Genomic DNA, 23,550 nt, shown 5'->3' on the forward strand with positions numbered 1-23,550 from the left:
CATCGCGGCGTCCGCACCCGCGCGGCATAGACTGCGTGCGCAACACACCTGCGGCGCCGCCGCGGTGCCGGTGGGGGGGACCACTCGGAGGGCCATCATGGCCGTCGCCATCGAGATGCAACACGCCTCGCGCGCCTGCGTGATGCTGGACCGCGAACGCGAACTGGAGTTCTGGAAGGCGCAGTTCGCGCACAGCAGCTTCCATCAGCCCGGTTACGTCTTCCACGACTACGAACCGGCACTGAAGCTGGCCTACGACGCCTACCTCAAGTACCACGGCCAGCGCGTGGAGGACGTGGTCGCGCAGCTGCGCGACGTGTTCCTTCGCGACCATCCGCGCTCGCGCCTGGACTGGCTGCAGGTCCGCGGCATCGTCCTGGCCGCCTGGCAACGGCTGCAGCCGACCGACTGAGCCGTGGGGCGCGCCCGCGCGCGCCTCAGTCGGCCAGCAGCCGTGCGCGCAGCGCCGTGTAGTCCGGCGCGATCGGCTCGGCCTGCGCCGGCCGCTGCAGCAGCGCCGCCAAGGCCGGCGGCACCGGCACCGGCTGCCCGATCAGCGGCTCCACCACCCCTTCGAACTTGGCCGGATGCGCGGTGGCCGCCACCGCCCAGTCGCCGGCGTCGGCCTCGGCGCCTTCGGCGCGCAGTTGCTGCAGCACATGCAGCGCGGTGGCGGTATGCGGACAGTGCACCTCCCCATAGCGACGGAAGCGCTCGCCGATCGTCTGGCGGATCTGCGCATCGTCCACCGAGTACGCCTGGAACTGCGTGCGCAGCGTGGCATCGTCGCCCTGGTACAGCCAGCGCAGGCGCTCGACGTTGCTCGGCGCGCCGACGTCCATCGCGTTGGCCAGGGTCGCCACGCTGGGCTGCGGCGCGTAGTCGGCGCCGGCGAAGAAGTCCGGCAGCACGCGGTTGGCGTTGGTCGCCAGCACGATCCGGCCCAGCGGCACGCCCAGCGCGCGCGCCAGGATCGCGGCCAACGCATTGCCCAGATTGCCGGTGGGCACCACCAGGTTCAGCGGCTGCGCATGCGCGGCATGGTGCTGCAGCGCTGCGTGCGCGTAGTAGCTCATCTGCGGCAGCAACCGGCCCAGGCTGATGCTGTTGGCCGAGCTCAGCGGCGCCTGCGCCTGCAGCTCGGCGTCGTTCAGCGCCTGCTTGACCAGCGCCTGGCAGTCGTCGAAGGAGCCGGCCACGCGCAGCGCCTGGATGTTGTCGCCGAAACAGCCGAGCTGGTGCGCCTGGCGCGGCGACACGCGCCCGTCCGGATACAGCACCACCACGCGCAGGCCAGGCTGGCGATGGAACGCGGCCGCGACCGCGGCGCCGGTGTCGCCGGAGGTGGCGACGAGGATGGTCAGCGGCGTCGCCGCGCCACGCCGTAGCCGGGTCAGGCAGGCGGCCAGGAAGCGCGCGCCGAAGTCCTTGAACGCGGCGGTGGGCCCGTGGAACAGCTCCAGCGCATGGTCGCCGGGGGTGGCCAGCGGCTGCAGCGGCGCGGCGAAGTCGAAGGCTTCGGCGCAGATGGCCGGCAGTTCCGCGGCCAGGGCGTCGCCGTCGAAGAACGGTGCCAGCAGCTGCGCGGCCGTCTCGGCAAGGCTGGCGCCGGCATGCAGGTCGCGGGCGGCGGGCATGCGTTCGGGCACGTAGAGGCCGCCGTCGGGCGCCAGTCCGGCGGCGATGGCCTGGCTGAGCGAGACGGCGGGTGCGGTGTTACGGGTGGAAATGAAGTTCATGGTGGTTCCGGTGGCAGGGAAATTCGGTCGCACTGGCATTCTTGGATTTGAATTTGGCTCTAGCTGTTGCTGTTGCTGTTGCTGTTGCTCTAGCTGTTGCTGTCGCTTTGGCTGTTGCGCTTCTGCTTCACCCGGGGCCCCTCGGCGCGGCAGCCGCGGCGGGCGAATACCCGAAGGGCGACGCGCAGGATGCGCGTCGTTTTTCGCCGGCACATGGATGTGCCGTCGAAAAATGCCCGTCGTGGCTGCGGACCCGGAGCGCGTTAGCGCGGAGGGCGCGCTGCGGGGTGTGCTTGACCAGCCTTCGGCTGTGGTAAGGCGCTTCTTTTGGTTACTTTTCTTTGCACAAGCAAAGAAAAGTGACCCGCGTTAGCGGAAGCTGTTGCTGTTGCTTTGATGCTCTGCGTAACAGCGGCTTCAGCCGCGACATAGACCGACAGGCGGAGCATCTGTCGCGGCTGAAGCCGCTCCTACAAGTTCCGCTCGTCCGACACGCAAAAATCAAGCAACAGCAACAGCTTTCCCCTTGCGGCGAGTTACTTTTCTTTGCTCGCGCAAAGAAAAGTAACCAAAAGAAGCGCTTTACCACAGCCGAAGGCTGGTCAAGCGCGCCCTGCCTCGCGCCCTCCGCGCTGCGCGCTCCGGGTCCGCGTCCATCGCGGGGATCCGCGGAAGGGGCATCCTGCCCCTGCCGCGGACGGCGCACATCCCTGTGCGCCGCCCTTCGGGTGTTTCCCCACGATGGCCGCCGCTTCGGAAGGGAACCCGGTACGGCAACAGCAACAACAAGAACAACAATCAGAGCAACAGCAACGACAAGAGCTACTGCGACAGCAAAAGCAAAAGCAAATTCGAAATCAGCACAGCAGCAGCAGCAGCGGTGGCAGTAGCGGAAGCAACAAAGGCATCGACGTGGCGCGCCAACAAGCCGCTACAACAACGTCGCTCCCGGACACTGCAGCGGCGAGACCCAGTGTTGGCTGCCGAAGCCGGCATCGGCAAAGGCCGCCTGCACCGCCGGTGCCGCCGCCTCGGCCTCGGCGCGGCTGGCGAACCAGGCGAACACGCTGGGGCCGGCGCCGGAAATGCCCGCGCCCATCGCCCCCGCCGCCAACGCCGCCGCCTTGGCCGCATCGAAGCCCACGATCAGCGGCGCGCGCCGCGGCTCGATCAGCACGTCGCGCAGGCCGGCGCGCACCAGGGCCGCGTCGCCGGCATGGCAGCCCGCCAGCACTAGCGCCAGATTCGCGCTCTGCGCCACGAACTCGCCCAGCCGGTAGTCGCCCGCCAGCACCGCACGCGCGTGGCGGGTCTCCAGCGTCGCGTCCGGATGCACCAGCAGGCTGTGCCAGTGGCCAGGCACCGGCACCGGCACCAGCCGCTCCAGGGTCGACAGCACCAGCCCGCCCAGCAGCATCGGGCCCAGGTTGTCGCCGTGGCGACTGCCGCTGGCCACCGCCTCGCCGTCCAGCGCGTAGCGATACAGCTGATCGCGCGACAGCGGCGCGGCGAGCAAGGCGTTGGCCGCCACCAGCGCGGCCACGCACGACGCCGCCGAGCCGCCCATGCCGGAGCTGAGCGGGATGCCCTTGTCGATCTCCAGTTCGAAGCCGAACGGCAGCGCCAACGCCTCGCGCAGGGCGATCAGCGCGGCGCCGGCGGTGTTGCGCGCCGCCTCCAGCGGCAACGCCACGGTCGTGCCGCGGATCGCGGCGATGCGCACCTCGGGCGCGTCGATGCGGCGCACCGTCACCGTGTCGCCCACGCCCTCCACCGCATAACCGAGCAGGTCGAAGCCCACCGCCACATTGGCCACCGAGGCCGGCGCGAACGCGCGTGCCTGCGTCGGCAGCACAGCGGCGCCGACGGCACCGGCCGGCAGCGTCTGCATCCGGCTCACAGGCGCGCGCCCTCGCCCGCCGCCACCCGCAGCAGGTCGGCGAACACGCCGGCGGCGGTCACTTCCGGACCGGCGCCCGGCCCCTGCACCACCAGCGGATTGTTGCAGTAGCGGCGGGTGGTGAACTGCACCACGTTGTCGGTCAGGCGCAGGTTGGCGAAGGCATGGTCGGCCGGCAATTCCACCAGGCCCACGCTGGGCGCATGGCCCGGCGCCAGCCGCGCCACGTAGCGCAGCACGCAGCCGCGCGCCTTGGCCACCTGCAGCCGCTGCGCGAAGGCGGCATCGACCTCGTGCAGGCGCGCCATGAAGTCGTCCACGCTGGCCTGGCGCAGCGCCTCCGGCACCAGGCTCTCCACCGCCACGTCCTCCAGGCTCAACTCGTGGCCGGCCTCGCGCGCCAGGATCACCAGCTTGCGCGCCACGTCGGTGCCGGACAGGTCATCGCGCGGATCCGGTTCGGTGTAGCCCATGCCACGCGCCTCGGCCACCAGTTGCGAGAACGGCACGCTGCCGTCGTACTTGTTGAACAGCCACGCCAGGGTGCCGGAGAAGATGCCTTCGATCGCGGTGACCGCGTCGCCGGTATCGACCAGGTCGCGCAGCGTGGTGATCACCGGCAACCCCGCGCCGACCGTGGCCTCGTAGCGGAAGCGCGCGCCGCTGGCGGCCGCCGCGGCGCGGATGGCGTGGAAGCGCGGCAGCGGCCCGGCGCCGGCCTGCTTGTTCGGGGTCACCACATGGATGCCGGCGGCCAGCCAGCCGGCATAGCGGTCGGCGACGTCGGCGCTGCCGCTGCAGTCGATGATCACCGCATGCGGCAGATGCGCCGACAGCAGGTGCGCGGTGAACGCGTCCAGGTCGGTCGGCTGCTGGCCGGCCGCCAGCGCCTGCCGCCAGTCGCCGGCGAAGGCGCGCGGCTCCAGGCGCATCGCGCTGCGCGAGGCGACCGCGCGCAGGCGCAGGTCGAGATTGGCCTTGGCCAGCAGTTGCGGCTGCGCCGCGCGCAACTGGTCCAGCAGCGCGGCACCGACGTTGCCCGGCCCGATCACGCCGACCGAGAAGGTCTGCGGCGACAGCCAGAAACCGGCATGCGCGGCGCGCAGCGCCTTGGTCGCATGCGCGCTGTCGATGGCCACCGAGATGTTGCGCTCGGACGAGCCCTGCGCGATCGCCAGGATGTTGACCTGGGCGCGACCCAGCGACTCGAACAGGCGCGCGGCCACGCCGGGCTGCCCGGCCATGCCGTCGCCGACCGCGGCCAGCACGCTGATGCCGGTGGTCAGCTGCACGCGCTGCACCTGGCCGACCACCAGTTCGTGGGCGAACGCCGACAGCACCGCATCGCGCGCGCGCTCGGCCTCGTTCTGCCGCACCACGCAGCAGATGGAATGTTCGGAGGAGCCCTGCGAGATCATCACCACCGACACGCGCGCGTTGCGCAGTGCCGCGAACACCCGCTCGGCGGTGCCGGGCACGCCGATCAGGCCGGTGCCTTCGAGGTTGAGCACGGCCAGGTCCGGGCTCAGGGTCAGGCCCTTGATCGGGCCGCTGGTGGCGCTGCTGGCGGTGATGCGGGTGCCCGGATGCTCGGGCTGGAAGGTGTTGCGGATGATGATCGGCAGGCCGCGCTCGATCGCCGGCGACATGGTCTGCGGGTGCACGACCTTGGCGCCGAAATAGGCCAGTTCGCAGGCTTCGTCGTAGCTGAGCGTTTCCAGTTGCACCGCTTCGGGCACCACCCGCGGGTCGGCCGAGAGCACGCCGTCGACGTCGGTCCAGATATGCAGTTCGGTGGCGTCGAACAGCGCGGCGAAGATCGCGCCGGAGTAGTCGCTGCCGTTGCGGCCGAGGGTGGTGATGCGGCCGGCGCGGTCGCGGGCGACGAAGCCGGTGACCACGATGCGCTGCTGCGGGTGCTGCGCACGCCACTGCGCCAGGCGCTGCGCGCTGGCCTCCCAGTCCACGTCCACGCCCAGTTCGCCGCGATCGACCACCAGCACCTCGCGCGCGTCCAGCACCGCGCAGTCCTCGCCCAGCGCACGCAGGTGGTCGCCCAGCAGCTGCGCCGAGTACACCTCGCCCAGGCCCTGCACGCGGTCCAGCACTTCCCGCGGCAGTTCGCCGATCACCGCCAGCGCGGCCAGGATCTCGGCCAGGTGCTCGAAGCGCGCGTCCAGCCATTCCACCGTGGCGCCAGCGTGTTCGCCCAGCAACGCCACCGCGGCGGCGCGATGGCGGGCGCGGGTCTCGTGCCAGCGCTCGCGCCAGTCGCCGTGGCCGCGCGCGGCGAGGTCGGCCAGGCCGATCAACGCATCGGTGACGCCCTTCATCGCCGAGACGACGGTGACCTGGAGACGTTCCGGGCGCGCCAGCAGCAATTGCGCGACATGACGATAGCGTTCGGCATCGGCGACCGACGTGCCACCGAATTTGTGCACGACGGTGGCGGCGGCGAGCGCAGGCTCTACAGCGGAATCAGGCGAAGCGGCGACAGCGGGGGACGACATGGGAGACCTCGGAGTGGAGGCCCCGCTCGCATCAGGCCGAGGGAGTCCCCCGCATCCTGATCCGGGTGCGGGGCCGTGGTGTTCGACGATCAGGCGAAGACGACGGGCCGCACCGGGCGAATGGTGAGGGTGGTAATACCGGTGGTAATGCCCGCAACGGCGGCTGCCGCGTGCCGAAGCGAACGCGGAAGCGAGGTGGCGATGGGGGCGAGGACCAGAGGCATGGACGCAAGAGGACATCATGCGCCGGGGCGCTGTCAAGCACCGCGTGTGCGACCGCAGCATCGGCGCCGCGGCCCGGGCAAACGGTTGCAAAAGTGACTATCGCGCCGAGCCGGAAAACACTGCGTCACGCCGCGGCGCAGGGCGCGTTGGGCGTAAGGACAAGGCCTCGAACCCAGGTCCGCGCGGTGGCGCGCCGCGGGCGCGCGACGCCGGCGGCGCCGCGCGCTTTGCGCAAACCCTTACTGCTGCTTCTGGTCGGTCGTCGGCGGCTGCGTCGGCGGCTGCGGATCCGGATTGGCGGGATCCTGCGGGGTGGTCGGCGACGTCGTGGTGGGCGGCATGCCCTGCGACGCATCCTGCCCCTGCATCGTGCCCTGCCCGGCATCGGTGCCGGTCGCAGTGCCGGTCGCGTCGCCGCCGGTGGTGCCGGCCGGGGCGGTGCTGCCGCCCGCGGGACTGCCGTCGGCCGCTGCCGGCGGGTTGGCCGCATTCGGATCGGTGGCCGGTTGGTCGCCATCGCGCTTGCATGCCGCCAGGGCAGCCAGCATCGAACCGACCAGGACCATCTTCATCGCTGTTTTCATCGGTGACTCCTGCTTCGCATAGGGGTGGGAGTCGCCGCGTGCAGGCCGGCAAGCCGGCCATCACGCCAAGGCGACCAGGACCGCCGATGCGCGGCGGCGATCGCCCCGCCGCACGCGCTGCGGGCGGGACGCTTGTCGCGGACGTGGCGGATGCGAGGCCGCCAGCGTCGTCCATCGCCTCGGCGGCAATGCAAAGTGGCAGCGCGAACCGCCGCCAAGCCGCAGTGGTCGACGTCCGCAGCCTACGCAGGGCGATGCTCAGGCCGCGTCGGCACAAGGTGTAGAGGGCGTTATTGCAGGCAGGATTGCAGGCAGGCGCGACCACGCGCGGTTCAGCGTCGCCGCGCGGCGGCGGCGCGTACTGCATCGGCAATGCGGGCAAGGGCCGCAGCGGCATGGCGGTCGCGGCCGCCGACCTGCACGACATGGTGACCCCGGCGCGATTCGAACGCACGACCTGTCCCTTAGGAGGGGACCGCTCTATCCAGCTGAGCTACGGGGCCATTGGGCTTGCCGGGGGATTCTACGGCATGCCTGCGGGTTTTTTGCGCTCGCCGGGCACCCAGGCCGGCGGCGGCGGCCGACTGCGTGGGGTCTGCTAAAATTGCCGGCTAATCGCGTCCCGCGTCCCCCGCCTGCGGTCGCCTTCCCTGTCGCAACGAACCCAGGAGATTCCATGTCCGCTGACCTGCTCAAGGCGCTCGGCCTCGCCGCCACCAACTCCGGTACCTATCTCGGCAACGGCGAGTGGTCCAGCGCCACCGGCGCCGGCGTGCTGCAGCCGCTCAATCCGTCCAGCAACGCCGTGATCGCCGAGGTGCAGGCCACCACCGAGCAGGACTACGAGACGGTGATCGCGCGCGCCCAGGCCGCGTTCAAGGTCTGGCGCACCACCCCGGCGCCGCGCCGCGGCGAGGCCGTGCGGCTGTGCGGCGAGGCGCTGCGCAAGCACAAGGACGCGCTGGGTTCGCTGGTCGCGCTGGAAATGGGCAAGAGCAAGCCGGAAGGCGACGGCGAAGTGCAGGAGATGATCGACATCGCCGATTTCGCGGTCGGCCAGAGCCGCATGCTGTACGGCTACACCCTGCATTCGGAACGCCCCGGCCACCGCATGTACGAGCAGTACCAGCCGCTGGGCCTGGTCGGCATCATCAGCGCGTTCAACTTCCCGGTCGCGGTGTGGAGCTGGAACGCGTTCCTGGCGGCGATCTGCGGCGACATCTGCATCTGGAAGCCGTCCAACAAGACCCCACTGACCGCGATCGCGTCGATGAAGATCTGCAACGAGGCGCTGCGCGACGCCGGCTTCCCGGACATCTTCTTCCTGATCAACGATGCCGGCGTGGCCCTGTCCGAACGCCTGGTCGAGGACACCCGCATCCCGCTGATCAGCTTCACCGGCTCCACCCAGGTCGGCCGCGTGGTCGCCGAGAAATGCGCGCGCCGGCTGGGCCGCTGCCTGCTGGAGCTGGGCGGCAACAACGCGATCATCCTCGACGAGAGCGCCGACCTGAAGCTGGCGGTGCCCGGCATCGTGTTCGGCGCGGTCGGCACCGCCGGCCAGCGCTGCACCACCACGCGCCGGCTGATCGTGCACGAATCGATCTACGACACCGTGCTGGCGACGCTGGTCAAGGCCTACAAGCAGGTCGAAGGCAAGATCGGCGATCCCACCGACCCCGCCAACCTGATGGGCCCGCTGAACAGCCGCGGCGCGGTCGAGCAGTTCCTGGACTCGATCGCCAAGGCCAAGGCCGCCGGCGGCACCGTCGAGACCGGCGGCACCGCGCTGGACCGTCCGGGCAACTTCGTGCTGCCGGCCATCGTCACCGGCCTGAAGAACAGCGACGAGGTCGTCCAGCACGAGACCTTCGCGCCGATCCTGTACGTGATGAAGTACAGCACCCTGGACGAGGCCATCGACATGCAGAACGGCGTGCCGCAGGGCCTGTCCTCGTCGATCTTCACCCAGAACCTGAAGGCGGCGGAGAAGTTCCTGTCCGCGGCCGGCAGCGATTGCGGCATCGCCAACGTCAACATCGGCACCTCCGGCGCCGAGATCGGCGGCGCCTTCGGCGGCGAGAAGGACACCGGCGGCGGCCGCGAATCCGGCTCGGACGCGTGGAAGGTGTACATGCGCCGGCAGACCAACACGATCAACTACTCCGACTCGCTGCCGCTGGCGCAGGGCATCAAGTTCGATCTGTAAGATGCGCCTGGCCGCGCTCTCCGATATCCACGGCAACCTGCCCGCGCTGGAGGCGGTGCTTGCGGATATCGGACGGCGCGGCGTGGACCGGATCGTCAACCTGGGCGACATCCTCTCCGGCCCACTGTGGCCGCGGGAAACCGCCGCGCGGCTGATGCCGCTGGCGCTGCCCACGGTGCGCGGCAACCACGAGCGCCAGTTGAGCGAACTGGAACCGGCGGCCATGGGGGCCAGCGACGCCTATGCCCATGCGCAGCTGACGCCGGCACAGCGGCACTGGCTGGCCGCACTGCCGCCGACCCTGTCGTTGCCACATGCGCTGCTGTGCCATGGCACGCCGCACGACGACCTGTGCTGGCTGCTCGACGAGCTGGAACCGCCGCGGCTGCGCGCCGCCGATGCGCAACGCGTGCGCGAGCGACTGGGCGACGCGCCGCCGGCGGCACTGGTACTGTGCGGACACAGCCACCTGCCGCGCACGCTGCGCCTGGACGACGGACGCCTGCTGTGCAATCCCGGCAGCGTCGGTCTGCCCGCCTATGCCGAGACCCATCCGCAACCGCACCGGGTCGAAACCGGTACGCCGCAGGCGCGCTACGCCGTGCTCGACTACCGCGACGGCCAGTGGCACGCGCAGCTGCACGCGATCGACTACGACCACGCCAGCGCCGCCGCGCAGGCCGAGCGCAACGGCCGGCCGCACTGGGCGCATGCGTTGCGACATGGGCGCATCCCCGCATGAGCGGCGCACGCCAGGCGCGCTTCTGGGATAATTCGCTAATCCCGCGCACGCGCGCGTCTGCCTGGCGCATGCCGCCTTGCTCGCACGAGGAATCCACATGAGCACCGTTCGCGAAACCAATTCCCTCGCCGTGGTCAGCCTGGTCGCCGGCATTCTCGGCTGGACCCTGATGCCGGTGCTGGGCAGCCTCGGCGCGATCATCACCGGGCACCTGGCCCGCGCGGAGATCCGCCGCCAGCCGCAGCGCTTCCAGGGCGATGGCCTGGCCGTGGCCGGGCTGATCCTGGGCTGGGCTGCCGTGGTACTGGCGGTGTTGGCGGTGCTGGCGTTCGTGCTGTTCTTCGGCGGGCTGGCCTGGTTCGCGAGCACCCAGTCGTGAGCCGGGACGCCGCCGCGCCGCGCGAGCGCTTCAGCGACCGGGTCGCCGACTACGTGCGCTACCGCCCCAGCTATCCGCCGGCGCTGCTTGATTGGGTACACGGCGAACTGGGCGTGGCGCGCGAGGCGCTGGTCGCCGACATCGGCGCCGGCACCGGCATCTCCACGCGCATGTTCCTGCAGGCCGGGCACCCGACCCTGGCGGTGGAACCGAACGCGGCGATGCGCGAAGCCGCGGTGGCGCTGCTGCAGGACCTGCCCGGTTTCCGCGCCATCGACGGCAGCGCCGAGGCCACCACCCTGGCCGACGCCAGCGTTGACCTGATCAGCGCCGCGCAGGCCTTCCACTGGTTCGACCTGGAGGCGGTGCGCCGCGAATGGGCACGGATACTGCGCCCCGGCGGCCTGGCGCTGGTGTACTGGAACTCGCGCCTGCTCGACGCCACGCCGTTCCTGCAGGGCTACGAGCAACTGCTGCTGGAGTACGGCACCGACTACAGCGCGGTGGCCGAGCGCTACCACGACGATGCGACCATGCAGCGCTGGTTCGGCGCCGGCCTGCGCGGCACCGCGCAGTTCCCCAACGAGCAGCGCATGGATTTCGAGGCGCTGCGCGGCCGCCTGCTGTCGTCCTCCTACGCGCCGCTGCCCGGCCACCCGCGCCATGCGCCGATGCTGGAGGCGCTGCGCGCGTTGTTCGACCGGCACCAGCGCGACGGCGTCGTCGCGTTCCATTACCGCACCCGCGCCTTCGCCGGGACGCTGAACTGAGCCACCCGCCATGTATTCCCTCGCCCGACCGTTCCTGTTCGCCTTCGACGCCGAGCGCGCGCACGCCCTGGGCCTGCGCGCGATCGAACTGGCCTACCGCACCGGCACCAATCCGCTGCTGGCGCGCACGATCGCGCCGATGCCCACGCGCGCCTTCGGCCTGGACTTCCCCAACCCGGTCGGCTTGGCCGCCGGCCTGGACAAGAACGGCGAGCACATCGACGCGCTGTTGGCGCTGGGCTTCGGCTTCGTCGAGATCGGCACCGTCACCCCGCGTCCGCAGGCCGGCAATCCGCAGCCGCGCATGTTCCGCCTGCCGCGGCAGCAGGCGGTGATCAACCGCATGGGCTTCAACAACCTGGGCGTGGATGCGCTGGTGCGCAACGTCGAGCGTGCGCGGCGCCGGCGCGGCCTGCTCGGCATCAACATCGGCAAGAACAAGGACACCCCGAACGAGGACGCCGCGTCCGACTACCTGCACTGCCTGGAAAAGGTCTACGCGCTGGCCGACTACGTCACCGTCAACATCTCCTCGCCCAACACCGCCGGCCTGCGCGAGCTGCAGGAAGAACAGGCGCTGCGGCAGCTGATCGCGCGCCTGCGCGAGGCGCAGGAAGCGCTGGCCGCGCGCCACGGCAAGCGCGTGCCGATGCTGGTGAAGGTGGCGCCGGACCTGAGCGACAGCGACATCGACGCGGCGGCACGGGTGCTGTCGGACCTGCAGGTGGACGGGGTGATCGCCACCAACACCACCGTCGCCCGCCCCGGCCTGGAGCATGAGCCGCTGGGCGCGGAAAGCGGCGGCCTGTCCGGCGCGCCGCTGCTGGGCCAGTCGACCCTGGTGCTGCGCCGGCTGCGCGCGCGCCTGCCCGAGAGCATCCCGCTGATCGGCGTCGGCGGCATCCTCTCCGGCGCCGACGCGGTGGCGAAGATGGCCGCCGGCGCGGCGCTGGTGCAGTGCTACAGCGGACTGGTGTTCCGCGGGCCGGACCTGATCGGCGAGTGCGTGGAGGCGATGCGCCGGCGCCGCGAAGCGCCCAGCCGCGGCGCCGTGGCCGCCCCATGAGTGCGTCGGCCTGGTCGCTGACCGCGCAGGCGCCGCTGCAGGCGCTCAACACCTTCCACGTTGCCGCGCAGGCGCCGTGGCTGCTGCAGATCTTCGCCCCCGAGGCGCTGACCGAGGCGTTGCTGGCGCCGGAGCTGGCCGGCGCCGCGCTGCTGCCGCTGGGCAGCGGCAGCAACATGCTGTTCGCCGGCGATGCGCCCGGCGTGGTGCTGCGCTTCGCCAACGGCCGCATCGACACCCTGGAGCACCGCGCCGACTACGCCATCGTCCGCGCCGGCGCCGGCGTGGGCTGGCACGACCTGGTGATGTGGTCGCTGGCGCAGGGCCTGTCCGGCCTGGAGAACCTGGCGCTGATCCCGGGCACGGTGGGCGCCGCGCCGATCCAGAACATCGGCGCCTACGGCGCGCAGATGGGCGAGTTCGTGCATGTGGTCGAGGCCTACGACCGCGCCGATGCGCGCTTCGTGCGGCTGGACGCGGCGGCCTGCGAGTTCGGCTACCGGGACAGCCTGTTCAAGCGCCAGCCCGACCGCTACCTGATCGCGGCGGTGGAATTCAACCTGCCGCGGCTGCACGCGCTGCGTCTGGACTACGCCGGCATCGGCGAGGAGCTGCAGGCGATGGGCATCGCCACGCCCGGCGCGCCCGACGTGGCCCAGGCGGTGATCAACATCCGCCGGCGCAAGCTGCCCGACCCGGACCTGCTCGGCAACGCCGGCAGCTTCTTCAAGAACCCGCTGCTGCCGCTGGAACAGGCGCTGGCGCTGCAGCACGCCCATCCGGCCCTGCCGGTGTTCCCCGGCGACGACGACGGCCAGCGCAAGCTGTCGGCGGCGTGGCTGATCGAGGCCTGCGGCTGGAAGGGCCACCGCGACGGCGACGCCGGCGTGTCCGCCGCGCACGCGCTGGTGCTGGTCAACCACGGCCAGGCCAGCGGCGCCGAGCTGCTGGCGCTGGCGCGGCGCATCACCGCCTCGGTGCGCGAGCGCTTCGATGTGGTCCTGGAACCGGAACCGCGCATCGTCGGCGCGCAGTGGTAGCCGCACCCACGCCGCTGCGCGCGGCGCTGCTGATGCTGGCCAGCACCATGGCCTTCGGGTTGATGGTGGTGGCGATCCGGCTGGCCTCGGCGCAGCTGTCCACGCTGCAGATCGCCTTCTTCCGCAACCTGTTCGGCCTGTTGTTCCTGCTGCCGATGCTGCTGCGGCCGGGCCGGCCGTTGCCGCGCACCGCGCAGCTGCCGCGTTACCTGCTGCGCACCGCGATCGGCCTGGTGTCGATGCTGGCCGGGTTCTGGGCGATCGGCCACCTGCCGCTGTCGCAGGCGATCGCCCTGTCCTACTCCACGCCGCTGTTCGCGACCCTGGCCACCGCCCTGTGGCTGGGCGAGACGGTGCGCCTGCGGCGCTGGCTGGCGGTGCTGTGCGGCTTCGCCGGGGTGCTGCTGATCGTGCGCCCCGGCGCCGCCGCGTTCAGTCCCGCCACCCTGGTGGCGGTGCTGGCGGCGGTGATGAGCGCCCTGGTGGCGATCCAGATCAAGCAACTGGCGCGGGTGGACGACGCCAACACCGTGGTGTTCTACACCTACGCGTTCTGGGTGCCGATGTCGCTGCTGCCGGCGCTGTGCGTGTGGCGCTGGCCGCAGGGCAGCGAGTGGCTGTGGCTGCTGGCCACCGGCCTGTTCGGCACCCTCGGGCAGGTGCTGTGGACGCACGCGCTGCGCCTCGGCGAGGTCTCCGCGCTGACCCCGATCAGCTTCACCCAACTGCCGCTGGTGGCACTGTTCGGCTGGTGGCTGTTCGACGAGACCCCGGACGGCGGCACCGTGCTGGGCGCGCTGGTGATCCTTGGCGCCAACGCCTACATCGCCCACCGCGAGACCGTGCTGGCACGGCGTGCAGCGCGCGCCGGCGCCGGCACGCCGCCGACGCTGGACGCCTAGTGGCAGACCTGCCGCGCCAGCGCGCTCCGACGTGCCGGCGATCGCCGGCGCGGGCGCCGTGCGCAGTCGCTGCGCGCGGCCGATGCCGCTACCATCCTTGCGTACTCACACCCATGGCAAGCCACGCACGATGAAGACCATCGGCATGATCGGCGGCATGAGCTGGGAATCCACCCTGCCCTACTACCGGCACATCAACGAGACGGTGCGCGCGCAGCTGGGCGGACTGCACTCGGCCAGGATCCTGCTGCACAGCGTGGACTTCCACGAGATCGCGCAGTACCAGCGCGACGGCGACTGGGAGGCGGCCGGTGCCGCACTGGCGGCTTCGGCGCGCGCGCTTCAAGCCGGCGGCGCCGATTTCCTGGTGCTGTGCACCAACACCATGCACTGCGTCGCCGACGCGATCGCCGCGGCGGTCCCGCTGCCGCTGCTGCATATCGCCGATGCCACCGCCGATGCGCTGCAGGCCGCCGGCATCGTCCGCGTCGGCCTGCTCGGCACGCGCTTCACCATGGAGCAGGCGTTCTACCGCGAACGGCTGCAGCGGCGCGGCTTCGACGTGCTGATCCCGGATGCGCCGGCACGCGAGGACGTGCATCGCATCATCTACGAAGAGCTGTGCCAGGGTCTGGTCCTGGCGCCGTCGCGGCAGCGCTATCGCGAGGTGATCGCGGGGCTGCAGGCGCAGGGCGCGGAGGCGGTGATCCTGGGCTGCACCGAGATTTCGCTGCTGATCGGCCCCGCCGACGCGGCGATGCCGCTGTTCGACACGACCGCGCTGCATGCGCGCGCCGCCGCCCTGCACAGCCTGGCCTAGCGATGCGCAGGCAGGCCCGGCACGCCGCCGCCACCGCCACCGTCCATTACCACAACGCCGGCGCCCAGCGCGCCCGGATCCCGATCCGGCGCGCTCCCCTGCTGCTCCTGGCCCTGCTGCTCCTGGCCCTGCTGCTCCTGGCCCTGCTGCTCCTGGCCCTGCTGCTCCTGGCCCTGCTGCTCCTGGCCCTGCTGCTCCTGGCCCTGCTGCTGTGGCCGGCGCTGGGCAGTTGCGCCGTCGCCATTCCGTCCTACACGCCGAACGTGGTCGACCCCGCCGGCACGCTCAGCGCGGAAGACACGCAACGGATCAACGCGGCGCTGCAGCGCCTGCGCGACCGCCAGCATATCTGGGGCGCGGTCTACCTCGTGCCGTCGCTGCAGGGCGAACCGATCGAACGCCTGGCCGAACGCGCCTTTCGCACCTGGCGGCTGGGCCGGCAAGGCCGCGACAACGGCCTGTTGCTGGTGCTGGCGATGCAGGAGCGGCGTTCGCGCTTCGAAGTCGGCTACGGCCTGGAAGGCGTGCTGCCCGACGTGGTCGCGCGGCACGCGCTGGACGACGATCTGGCACCGCGCCTGCGCCAGGGCGACACCGCCGACGCCATCGTGGCCGCGTTCGCCTTCATGGGTCGCGCCGCCGCGCAGGATCCCGCAACCCTCGCCGAACTGGCGCAACCGGCCGACGACGGCACGGACTGGCGACGCGGGGCCATCGCCTGGACCGGCCTGCTGGTGCTGGTGTGGCTGCTGCTGCCGCTGCGTCGGGCCTGGACCGGCCATCTGCGCAGGCGCCTGCTGCGGCGGCATCCGCGCCTGGCGGCCAAGCCCGAGGAACTGGTCCAGGACAATGCACGCGCCGGTTTCTGGGAGTGGTTCATCCGCCTGTTCCTGAGCGCCAACCCCGGCATCTTCGTGTTCTTGCTGTCGGCCAGGTCGATGACGATGTCAGCGATCTTCCTGGCGATGGAACTGCTGATCCTGGTGCTGACCCTGACGATCGCCGCGCAGCGCTACCGCTCGCCGCCGCGCTACAGCCGCTTCCTGAGAGCGCAGGCGCGGCGGCGCACTGCGCTGATCCGCAAGGGCCACATCGCCGAAACCGCCCCCGGCGTGTTCGCCTATACCGCCAGCTACCACGCCGCCCAGGCCGCCAAGGAACGCGCTGCGGCCGAGTCGACGGCCTCGTCCTCATCCTCCGCGTCGTCTTCCAGCGCCAGCAGCGACTCCTCCTCCGGCGGCGGCAGTTCCGGAGGCGGCGGGGCCAGTTCGAGCTGGTAGGTGGCGGCCGGCGTCAGCGGGAGTCGGCGGCGGCGAGCGCGCGCCGCGCCCGCCAGCGCGGCCGGCGCTCACCGCGGAACAGCAGCAGGTACAACCCCACCACCCACACCAGCGCCGCGCTCCAGCCGCCGAGGATGTCGGAGGGGTAATGCACGCCCAGGTACACCCGCGACACCCCGACCAGCAGGGTGAAGCTGCCGGCCAGCCACAGCACCGGCCAGCGCCAGCGGGTTCGCCAGCTCAGCGCGATCAGCACCGCGGCCAGGGTCATCGAGCCCATCGCGTGGCCGCTGGGGAAGCTGAAGGTGTGGTGCTCGGGCGCGATCGATTCCCACAGGCTGGGCCGGTCGCGCTGGAAGAACTGCTTGGCGCCCATGTTCAGCAGTGCCGAGCCGACGAAGGACAGCGCCGCGAACAACGCCTCGCGCCATCGGCGCAGGCCCAGCAGCGCCAGCACGATCAGCGTGTCCAGCGGGATCACCCCGTACTGGTAGCCGGCCTCGGTCACCACGGTGAAGAAGCGGTCCCAGCCGGGGCTGGTCAGGCCGCGCATGCTCCACAGCAGCGGCTCGTCGAAATACAGATCTTCGAGTGCGTGCACGTCCTCGGCCAGGGCCACGAACACGCCCAATGGCAGCAGCACCCCGGCGAACAGCAGGACCACGCGCCAGGCATTTAGCCGCAGCCAGCGGCGCAGTCCGGCCGCCTCGGCGGCGGACTCACCCGGTGCGGCGGACATAGGTGCGTTCGACGTAGTCGTCGATCAGCGCGACGAACTCGTGGGCGATGTTCTCGCCGCGCAGGGTCACCTTCTTCTCGCCGTCGATGAACACCGGCGCGGCCGGCGCCTCGCCGGTGCCGGGCAGCGAGATGCCGATGTTGGCATGGCGCGACTCGCCCGGCCCGTTGACCACGCAGCCCATCACCGCCAGGGTCATGCTCTCGGCGCCGGGGTGGGTCACCTTCCACTCCGGCATCTTCGCGCGGACGTGGTTCTGCACCACCTTGGCCAGCTCCTGGAAGAACTCGGAGGTGGTGCGGCCGCAGCCTGGGCAGGCGGTGACCAGCGGGGTGAAGGCGCGCTGGCCGGTGGTCTGCAGCAACTCCTGGGCGACGATCACTTCCTGGGTGCGCGGCTGCCCCGGCTCCGGGGTCAGCGAGATGCGGATGGTGTCGCCGATGCCTTCCTGCAACAGCACCGCCAGCGCCGCGCTGGAGGCGACGATGCCCTTGCTGCCGATGCCGGCCTCGGTCAGGCCCAGGTGCAGGGCGAAGTCCGAGCGCTGCGCCAGGTCGCGGTACACCGCGATCAGCTCCTGCACGCCGCTGACCTTGCAGCTGAGCACGATGCGGTCGCGGCCCAGGCCCAGTTCCACCGCGCGCTCGGCCGAGTCCAGCGCCGAGCGGATCAGCGCCTCGCGCAGCACCCGGCCCGCATCCCACGGCACGTCCCGCCGCGAGTTCTCGTCCATCAGCTGCGCGGCCAGCGCCTGGTCCAGCGAACCCCAGTTGGCGCCGATGCGCACCGGCTTGTCGTACTTCAGCGCGAACTCGATCAGCTGCGCGAACTGGGTGTCCTTCTTCTTGCCGAAGCCGACGTTGCCGGGGTTGATCCGGTACTTGGCCAGCGCCTGCGCGCAGGCCGGCTCGGCGGCCAGCAGCTGGTGGCCGTTGTAGTGGAAGTCGCCGATCAGCGGCACCTCGATGCCCATCATCCGCAGCTTGTCGACGATGCGCGGGATCGCCGCGGCCGACTCGGCATTGTTGACGGTCAGGCGCACCAGTTCCGAGCCGGCGCGCCACAGTTCGGCCACCTGCTTGACCGAGGAGGCGACGTCGGCGGTGTCTGTGTTGGTCATCGACTGCACCACCACCGGCTTGCCGCCGCCCATGGTGACGCCGCCGATGCGGACCGGCTGGGTGAGACGGCGCGCCCAGGGCGCGGCGTCGGCGGGAGGCGTGGGGCGGCTGACGGCGTCGTACATGCGCCCATTTTAGCCTGCGCCGCGCATCCTGCCGCATGCGCCGGCGCCGGCGATTCAGCGAGGCCGGCGCCGCTGCGACGGTTTGTCGCAGGCAGGCCCCCGGCCCAGCGCATACGATGCGCAGCATGGACTCCACCGACGCCTCCTTCCTGCGCACCCTGTGCAGCCTGCGCTGGCTGGCCACCGCCGGCCAGGCCGCGACGATCCTGGTGGCGACCTGGCCGCTGCAGCTGCCGCTGCCGCAGGCGCCGCTGTGGGCCGGCGTGGCGGTGCTGGCGCTGTTCAACCTGTACGCGCAACTGCGCCTGCGCCATGCCGACTCGGCCGCGCCGGCCACCGCCTTCGGCCACATCCTGGTCGACGTGACCGTGCTGACCTGGATGGTCGGCTGGAGCGGCGGCATCGGCAACGCCTTCGGCTCGCTGTTCCTGGTGCTGATCGCGCTGGCGGTACTGGCGCTGCCGCTGCGCTGGGCGCTGGCGGTGGCGGTGGCCTGCGTGGCCGGCTATGCGGTCAGCGCCCTGTTCGGCCTGCCGCTGCCGCATGGCCCCTACCAGGCGCTGGATCTGCAGCGCTGGGGCATGGCCGCCAACTTCCTGCTGTCCACGGTGGTGGTGCTGGTGTTCTCCACGCGCCTGGCGATGGCCATGCGCGAACGCGAGCGCGAGCTGGCGCTGCTGCGCGAGCGCTTCACCCGCAACGAGGGCATCGTCGCCCTGGCCACCCACGCCGCCTCGGTGGCGCACGAACTGAACACGCCGCTGGCGACGATGACCCTGCTCACCGACGACATCGCCGAACAGAGTACCCAGCCGGAGCTGCGCGAGGATCTGGACACCCTGCGCGCACTGCTGGTGCAGTGCCGCGAACGGGTGCTGGCGCTGGCGGCCCCGGCGCAGCGCGCCGGCGGGCAGACCGTGTCGCTGGCGCAGGTGCTGCACCAGTGGCAGCTGGTGCGGCCCACCGTGCGCCTGCGCCGCAACGACGACGCGCCGCTGCAGCTGCGCATGGAAAGCGCCATCGGCCACCTGCTGCAGGTGCTGCTGAACAACGCCGCCGACGCCGGCGAACGCGCCGGCCATCCGCAGGTGGACCTCAACGTGCGCGTCACCGGCAGCGAACTGGTCGGCGAGGTGCGCGATTACGGCGGCGGCTTCGACGCCAACCAGGTCGGCCTGCCGGCCACCCTGTTCCGCAGCGGCAAGCCCGAGAGCATGGGCGTGGGCCTGGCGCTGTCGCATGCGACCATCGAACGCCTGGGCGGCGAGCTGTGGACCGAGCCGGCGCCGGACCACGGCGCCCGGGTCGGCTTCCGCCTGCCGCTGCTCGCCCTGGAGACCTCCGCATGAACACCGAAGCCCCGCTGGGCCTGCTGGTCGACGACGATCCGCTGTACCTGCGCACCCTGCAGCGCACCCTCGCCCGCCGCGGCCTGGACACGCGCACCGCCGACAGCGCCGCCGCCGCGCTGGCGCTGGCCGCCGAGGCCCCGCCGGACTACGCGCTGATCGATCTCAAGCTCGGCGACGAATCCGGCCTGGCGCTGATCCAGCCGCTGCGCGCGATCCGCGCCGACATGCGCATCCTGCTGGTCACCGGCTACGCCAGCATCGCCACCGCGGTGGAGGCGATCAAGCTCGGCGCCGACGACTACCTGCCCAAGCCGGCCACCGTGCCGATGATCCTGCGTGCGATCGGCCTGGAGGCCGAGGAGGACGAGGAGGAGGACGGCAGCGAGGTGCCGGACGCGATGACCCCGCTCAGCCGCCTGCAGTGGGAGCACATCCAGCAGGCCATGCACGAGACCGGCGGCAACGTCTCCGCCGCCGCGCGCCTGCTCGGCATGCACCGCCGGTCGCTGCAGCGCAAGCTGGCCAAGCGGCCCAGCCCGCAGCGCGACCCACCGCGCTGAGCGGCGCGGCGCCGGCCTGAACCGCGCGCCTGGCCGGCGCTCAAGTCCCCGCTCGCGGGGCCGCTATCTCGGCATGTTGAAATCTCCCCCGCCCGCCTTGCTGGACGAACCGCAGCGGCTCGACGCGCTGCGCCGACTGTGTCTGCTGGACACGCCGGCGGACCAGATGTTCGACCTGATCACGCAGTTGGCCTCGCGCTACCTGCGGGTGCCGATCGCGCTGGTGTCGCTGATCGACGAACAACGCCAGTGGTTCAAGTCGCGGGTCGGGTTGGACGTGGCGCAGACGCCGCGCAGCCAAGCCTTCTGCGCCTACGCGATCCACAGCCCGGAGCTGATGGTGGTCCACGATGCGCGCGAGGATCCGCGCTTCTGCGACAACCCGCTGGTCACCGGACCGCCGTTCATCCGCTTCTACGCCGGCGCGCCGCTGCTGACCGCCGAAGGCGCCAGCCTCGGCACCCTGTGCGTGATCGATACCGAGCCGCACCGCGAGTTCGACGACGTCGCGCGCCGCACCCTGCAGGACCTGCGCGACCTGCTGATGGCGCGCATCGACACCCTGCGCAACACCGGCTTCGTCGATCCGCTGACCGGCCTGCCCAACCGCAGCCGCTTCAACGACGACCTGACCATGTGGCTGTCGCTGCAGGGCCCGGACCAGCACGACACCGCGGTGGCGATCGACGTCTGCGGTGTCGCGTACTTCCGCGACATGGTCAAGGCACTGGGCTGGGAGTACGCCGAAGGCTACCTGCTGGCCACGCGCGACCGCCTGCGCCAGGCCCTGGGCGGCCTGCCGCTGTACCGCATCGACACCACCACCTTCGTGTTCATCATGGAAGGCAGCGAGGAGGCGCGGCTGCGCCACTGGTGCGAGCATGTCTGCGCCGCCTTCGCCACCGCGATCGATCACCAGGGCATTCCGCACGCGGCCAGCCCGTCGCTGGGCGCGGTGCGGCTGGACGGGGCGCTCAGCGCCAACCATACGGTGCGCTCGCTGACCACCGCGGTGGACATGGCGCGCCAGCGCGGCCTGGGCTGGAGCCTGTACGAACCCGGCCACGACGCCAACCAGCGCAATGCCTTCCGGATCCTGGCCGCCTTGCCCGAGGCGCTGGAGGCGCAGGGCCAGCTGAGCCTGCACTACCAGCCGCGGGTGAGCCTGCGCAGCGGCGCCTGCGTCGGCGTGGAGGCGCTGTTGCGCTGGCAGCATCCGTTGCTGGGCACGGTGGCGCCGAACGACTTCATCCCGCTGGCGGAAAAGACCGCGCTGATGAGCCGCATCACCGCCTGGGTGCTGCGCACCGGCATCGCCCAGGCGGCGCTGTGGCAGCAGCGCGGCTATGGCTTCAGCGTGTCGCTGAACGTGTCGGCGGTGGACCTGGAACAGGCCGACTTCATCGCCCGGCTGCAGGCGCTGCTGCAGCGCCACGCGCTGGCGCCCGGTGCGCTGGAGATCGAATTCACCGAGAGCGCGATGATCCGCGATCCGCAGCGGGTGGCCGAGCAGCTGCGGCAGATCAGCGCGCTCGGGGTGAAGATCGCCATCGACGACTTCGGCACCGGCTACAGCAACCTCGGCTACCTGAAGAACATCCCGGCCAGCGCGCTGAAGATCGACCAGTCGTTCATCCGCGCCCTGCCCGGCAGCCGCAGCGACAGCATGCTGGTGCCGTCGATGATCCATCTCGGCCACGACTTCGGCCAGCAGGTGGTGGCCGAGGGCATCGAGAGCGAAACCGTGTACCGGATGCTGCGCGACTGGGGCTGCGACGAAGGCCAGGGCTACTGGATCGCGCGGCCGATGCCGGCCGACGCGCTCGACGCTTGGCTGGCCGAGCCGTGGCAGGGCGGCGACGCCTGAGCGTGCCGCGCCACGGCCTGCCCGCGGCTCACCAGAACACCGCGTACAGCGCCACCAGGATCGCGATCACCGCGGCGGCGCCGAGCTTGAAGCCCAGCGTGGTGCCGTAGCCCACGTCGTCGGTGCGGATCAGGTCGCGCGCCGGCGCCTGCGGGGTCAGCAGCGACACCAGCACCGCCGCCACCAGCGACAGCACGAACACCAGGCCGATGCGGTCCATGAACGGCAGTTCCGGCCACAGCTTCTTCAGCGCGAACGACAGCAGCACCGAGCCGATCGCCGCGGTCAGCGCACCGGCCTCGTTGGCGCGCTTCCAGAACAGGCCGAGCATGAAGATCACCACCACGCCCGGGGTGAAGAAGCCGGTGAATTCCTGGATGAACTGGAAGCCCTGGTCGAAGTTGCCCAGCAGCGGCCGCGCGGTGAGGATGCCGATCAGCACCGCCGTCACCGCGGCCACGCGGCCGACCCGCACCAGCTGCGGCTGATCGGCCTGCGGGCGGAACTTGGCGTAGAAGTCCAGGGTGAAGATGGTCGCCACCGAATTGATCTTGGACGCCAGCGAGGCCACGATCGCCGCCACCAGCGCGGCGAACACCAGGCCGAGGATGCCGCTGGGCAGCAGCTGCATCATGGTCGGATAGGCCTGGTCGGGCTTGGCCAGGTCCGGCGCCAGCACCACCGCGGCGATGCCCGGCACCACCACCACCACCGGCATCAGCAGCTTCAGGAACGCGGCGAACACCATGCCCTTCTGCGCCTCGCCGATGTTCTTGGCCGCCAGCGCGCGCTGGATGATGTACTGGTTGAAGCCCCAGTAGCTGATGTTCATCACCCACAGGCCGCCGAGCAGCACGCTCAGGCCCGGCAGATCCTTGTAGAACGGATTGTCTTTGGACAGGATCATGTGGAAGTGCTCGGGGTGCGTGTTCCACAGGTGGCGGAAGCCGGCGAGCACGCCGGCGCCGTCGCCGATCCGCGACAGGGTCAGGCCGGCGACCAGCAGGCCGCCCAGCACCAGCAGGGTGACCTGCACGATGTCGGTCAACGCCACCGCCTTCAGCCCGCCGTACAGCTGGTAGACCAGCGCGAACACGCCGATCAGCGCCAGCGCCAGGGTCTGGTCCATGCCGGTGACCTGGCTCACCGCGATCGAGCCCAGCCACAGGATCGAGGTCAGGTTGACGAACACGTACAGCAGCAGCCAGAACACCGCCATCAGCGTGCGGATCCACTTGCCGTAGCGCTGCTCCAGGAACTGCGGCATGGTGTAGATGCCGTTGCGCAGGAAGATCGGCAGGAAGAACTTGCCGACGATCAGCAGGGTCAGCGCCGCCATCCATTCGTAGGAGGCGATCGCCAGGCCGATCGCGTAGCCGGAGCCGGCCATGCCGATGATCTGCTCGGCGGAAATGTTCGCCGCGATCAGCGAGGCGCCGATCGCCCACCACGGCAGCGTCTTGCTGGCCAGGAAGTAGTCCTCGGCGCTCTTGCGGTGCCCGGCTTTCTCCCGCGATACCCATTGCGCGAGCATGAAGATGCCCGCCAGGTACACCACCACGATCGCCACATCCAACGTCGCCAACCCCACTGCCTTCTCCTACGGGCCGCAGCCCTGTC

Annotated in this window: 20 protein-coding genes and 1 tRNA gene; 13 read left to right on the forward strand and 8 right to left on the reverse strand. The window is 71.1% G+C overall.

The annotated features are described in order from the left end of the window. Positions 1 to 97 precede the first annotated feature (97 nt). Entirely contained in the window at positions 98 to 412 is a 315-nt protein-coding gene (locus tag NKJ47_RS12105) for a hypothetical protein (RefSeq protein ID WP_254458144.1), read from the forward strand. A gap of 25 nt (positions 413 to 437) precedes the next feature. Here NKJ47_RS12105 and thrC read toward each other — a convergent pair whose 3' ends face one another. The 5 genes from thrC to NKJ47_RS12130 form a co-directional block, all read right to left on the reverse strand. Next, positions 438 to 1,739 carry a threonine synthase gene (thrC, locus tag NKJ47_RS12110; protein ID WP_254458145.1) on the reverse strand — a complete coding sequence of 434 codons (1,302 nt, stop codon included), beginning with the start codon at positions 1,737 to 1,739 and terminating at the stop codon, positions 438 to 440. Between the two features lie 931 nt (positions 1,740 to 2,670). Beyond that, positions 2,671 to 3,630 carry a homoserine kinase gene (locus NKJ47_RS12115; protein WP_254461410.1) on the reverse strand — a complete coding sequence of 320 codons (960 nt, stop codon included), beginning with the start codon at positions 3,628 to 3,630 and terminating at the stop codon, positions 2,671 to 2,673. A gap of 5 nt (positions 3,631 to 3,635) precedes the next feature. Beyond that, complete coding sequence (gene thrA / locus NKJ47_RS12120) at positions 3,636 to 6,149, reverse strand: bifunctional aspartate kinase/homoserine dehydrogenase I (RefSeq protein ID WP_254458146.1); 2,514 nt, start codon at positions 6,147 to 6,149, stop codon at positions 3,636 to 3,638. 464 nt (positions 6,150 to 6,613) lie between these two features. Further along, the gene (locus NKJ47_RS12125; protein ID WP_254458147.1) at positions 6,614 to 6,958 is read right to left on the reverse strand and encodes a hypothetical protein; all 345 of its coding nucleotides are present in this window, start codon (positions 6,956 to 6,958) and stop codon (positions 6,614 to 6,616) included. Between the two features lie 426 nt (positions 6,959 to 7,384). Beyond that, positions 7,385 to 7,461: transfer RNA gene (locus NKJ47_RS12130), tRNA-Arg, on the reverse strand. Between the two features lie 173 nt (positions 7,462 to 7,634). Between NKJ47_RS12130 and amaB the strand changes: the two genes are divergently transcribed. The 9 genes from amaB (at position 7,635) to NKJ47_RS12175 (ending at position 16,166) form a co-directional block, all read left to right on the forward strand. Beyond that, positions 7,635 to 9,167, forward strand: a complete 1,533-nt coding sequence (gene amaB / locus NKJ47_RS12135) for an L-piperidine-6-carboxylate dehydrogenase (RefSeq protein WP_254458148.1) — start codon at positions 7,635 to 7,637, stop codon at positions 9,165 to 9,167. A 1-nt stretch (position 9,168) separates the two neighbouring features. Then, on the forward strand, positions 9,169 to 9,909 hold the full coding sequence (locus NKJ47_RS12140) for a metallophosphoesterase family protein (protein WP_254458149.1): 741 nt from the start codon (positions 9,169 to 9,171) through the stop codon (positions 9,907 to 9,909). A 97-nt stretch (positions 9,910 to 10,006) separates the two neighbouring features. Beyond that, a complete protein-coding gene (locus tag NKJ47_RS12145; protein WP_254458150.1) occupies positions 10,007 to 10,288 on the forward strand; it encodes a DUF4190 domain-containing protein in 282 nt (93 codons plus the stop codon). Further along, positions 10,285 to 11,058, forward strand: a complete 774-nt coding sequence (locus NKJ47_RS12150; RefSeq protein WP_254458151.1) for a class I SAM-dependent methyltransferase — start codon at positions 10,285 to 10,287, stop codon at positions 11,056 to 11,058. The genes NKJ47_RS12145 and NKJ47_RS12150 overlap by 4 nt, the downstream gene beginning before the upstream one ends. Positions 11,059 to 11,068: 10 nt before the next feature. Continuing rightward, a complete protein-coding gene (locus tag NKJ47_RS12155) occupies positions 11,069 to 12,124 on the forward strand; it encodes a quinone-dependent dihydroorotate dehydrogenase (RefSeq protein WP_254458152.1) in 1,056 nt (351 codons plus the stop codon). Next, entirely contained in the window at positions 12,121 to 13,164 is a 1,044-nt protein-coding gene (gene murB / locus NKJ47_RS12160) for a UDP-N-acetylmuramate dehydrogenase (RefSeq protein WP_254458153.1), read from the forward strand. Before NKJ47_RS12155 ends, murB begins: the two co-directional genes overlap by 4 nt. Then, positions 13,158 to 14,066 carry a DMT family transporter gene (locus tag NKJ47_RS12165; protein ID WP_429002415.1) on the forward strand — a complete coding sequence of 303 codons (909 nt, stop codon included), beginning with the start codon at positions 13,158 to 13,160 and terminating at the stop codon, positions 14,064 to 14,066. Before murB ends, NKJ47_RS12165 begins: the two co-directional genes overlap by 7 nt. Positions 14,067 to 14,196: 130 nt before the next feature. Further along, a complete protein-coding gene (locus NKJ47_RS12170; RefSeq protein WP_254458154.1) occupies positions 14,197 to 14,886 on the forward strand; it encodes an aspartate/glutamate racemase family protein in 690 nt (229 codons plus the stop codon). A 2-nt stretch (positions 14,887 to 14,888) separates the two neighbouring features. Beyond that, the gene (locus tag NKJ47_RS12175) at positions 14,889 to 16,166 is read left to right on the forward strand and encodes a TPM domain-containing protein (RefSeq protein WP_254458155.1); all 1,278 of its coding nucleotides are present in this window, start codon (positions 14,889 to 14,891) and stop codon (positions 16,164 to 16,166) included. Positions 16,167 to 16,179: 13 nt separating this feature from the next. Here the strand turns inward: NKJ47_RS12175 and NKJ47_RS12180 are convergent, their stop codons facing one another. After that, a complete protein-coding gene (locus NKJ47_RS12180) occupies positions 16,180 to 16,905 on the reverse strand; it encodes a phosphatase PAP2 family protein (RefSeq protein WP_254458156.1) in 726 nt (241 codons plus the stop codon). Next, positions 16,886 to 18,151: a flavodoxin-dependent (E)-4-hydroxy-3-methylbut-2-enyl-diphosphate synthase gene (ispG, locus tag NKJ47_RS12185; protein ID WP_254458157.1), complete on the reverse strand. Its 1,266-nt coding sequence runs from the start codon at positions 18,149 to 18,151 to the stop codon at positions 16,886 to 16,888. Before ispG ends, NKJ47_RS12180 begins: the two co-directional genes overlap by 20 nt. Before the next feature lie 125 nt (positions 18,152 to 18,276). On the opposite strand from ispG, the gene NKJ47_RS12190 reads away from it, so the two are divergent. The 3 genes from NKJ47_RS12190 to NKJ47_RS12200 all read left to right on the forward strand — a co-directional run bounded on the left by NKJ47_RS12190 (position 18,277) and on the right by NKJ47_RS12200 (position 21,930). After that, on the forward strand, positions 18,277 to 19,500 hold the full coding sequence (locus tag NKJ47_RS12190) for an ATP-binding protein (RefSeq protein WP_254458158.1): 1,224 nt from the start codon (positions 18,277 to 18,279) through the stop codon (positions 19,498 to 19,500). Continuing rightward, on the forward strand, positions 19,497 to 20,063 hold the full coding sequence (locus tag NKJ47_RS12195) for a response regulator transcription factor (protein WP_254458159.1): 567 nt from the start codon (positions 19,497 to 19,499) through the stop codon (positions 20,061 to 20,063). Before NKJ47_RS12190 ends, NKJ47_RS12195 begins: the two co-directional genes overlap by 4 nt. 73 nt (positions 20,064 to 20,136) lie before the next feature. Further along, on the forward strand, positions 20,137 to 21,930 hold the full coding sequence (locus tag NKJ47_RS12200) for a putative bifunctional diguanylate cyclase/phosphodiesterase (protein WP_254458160.1): 1,794 nt from the start codon (positions 20,137 to 20,139) through the stop codon (positions 21,928 to 21,930). Positions 21,931 to 21,958: 28 nt separating this feature from the next. On the opposite strand, the gene NKJ47_RS12205 is transcribed toward NKJ47_RS12200, so the two are convergent. Further along, a complete protein-coding gene (locus tag NKJ47_RS12205; protein ID WP_254458161.1) occupies positions 21,959 to 23,521 on the reverse strand; it encodes a sodium/sugar symporter in 1,563 nt (520 codons plus the stop codon). Positions 23,522 to 23,550 lie beyond the last annotated feature (29 nt).

The sequence above is a fragment of the Xanthomonas sacchari genome, assembly GCF_024266585.1.
GTDB lineage: Bacteria > Pseudomonadota > Gammaproteobacteria > Xanthomonadales > Xanthomonadaceae > Xanthomonas_A > Xanthomonas_A sacchari_C.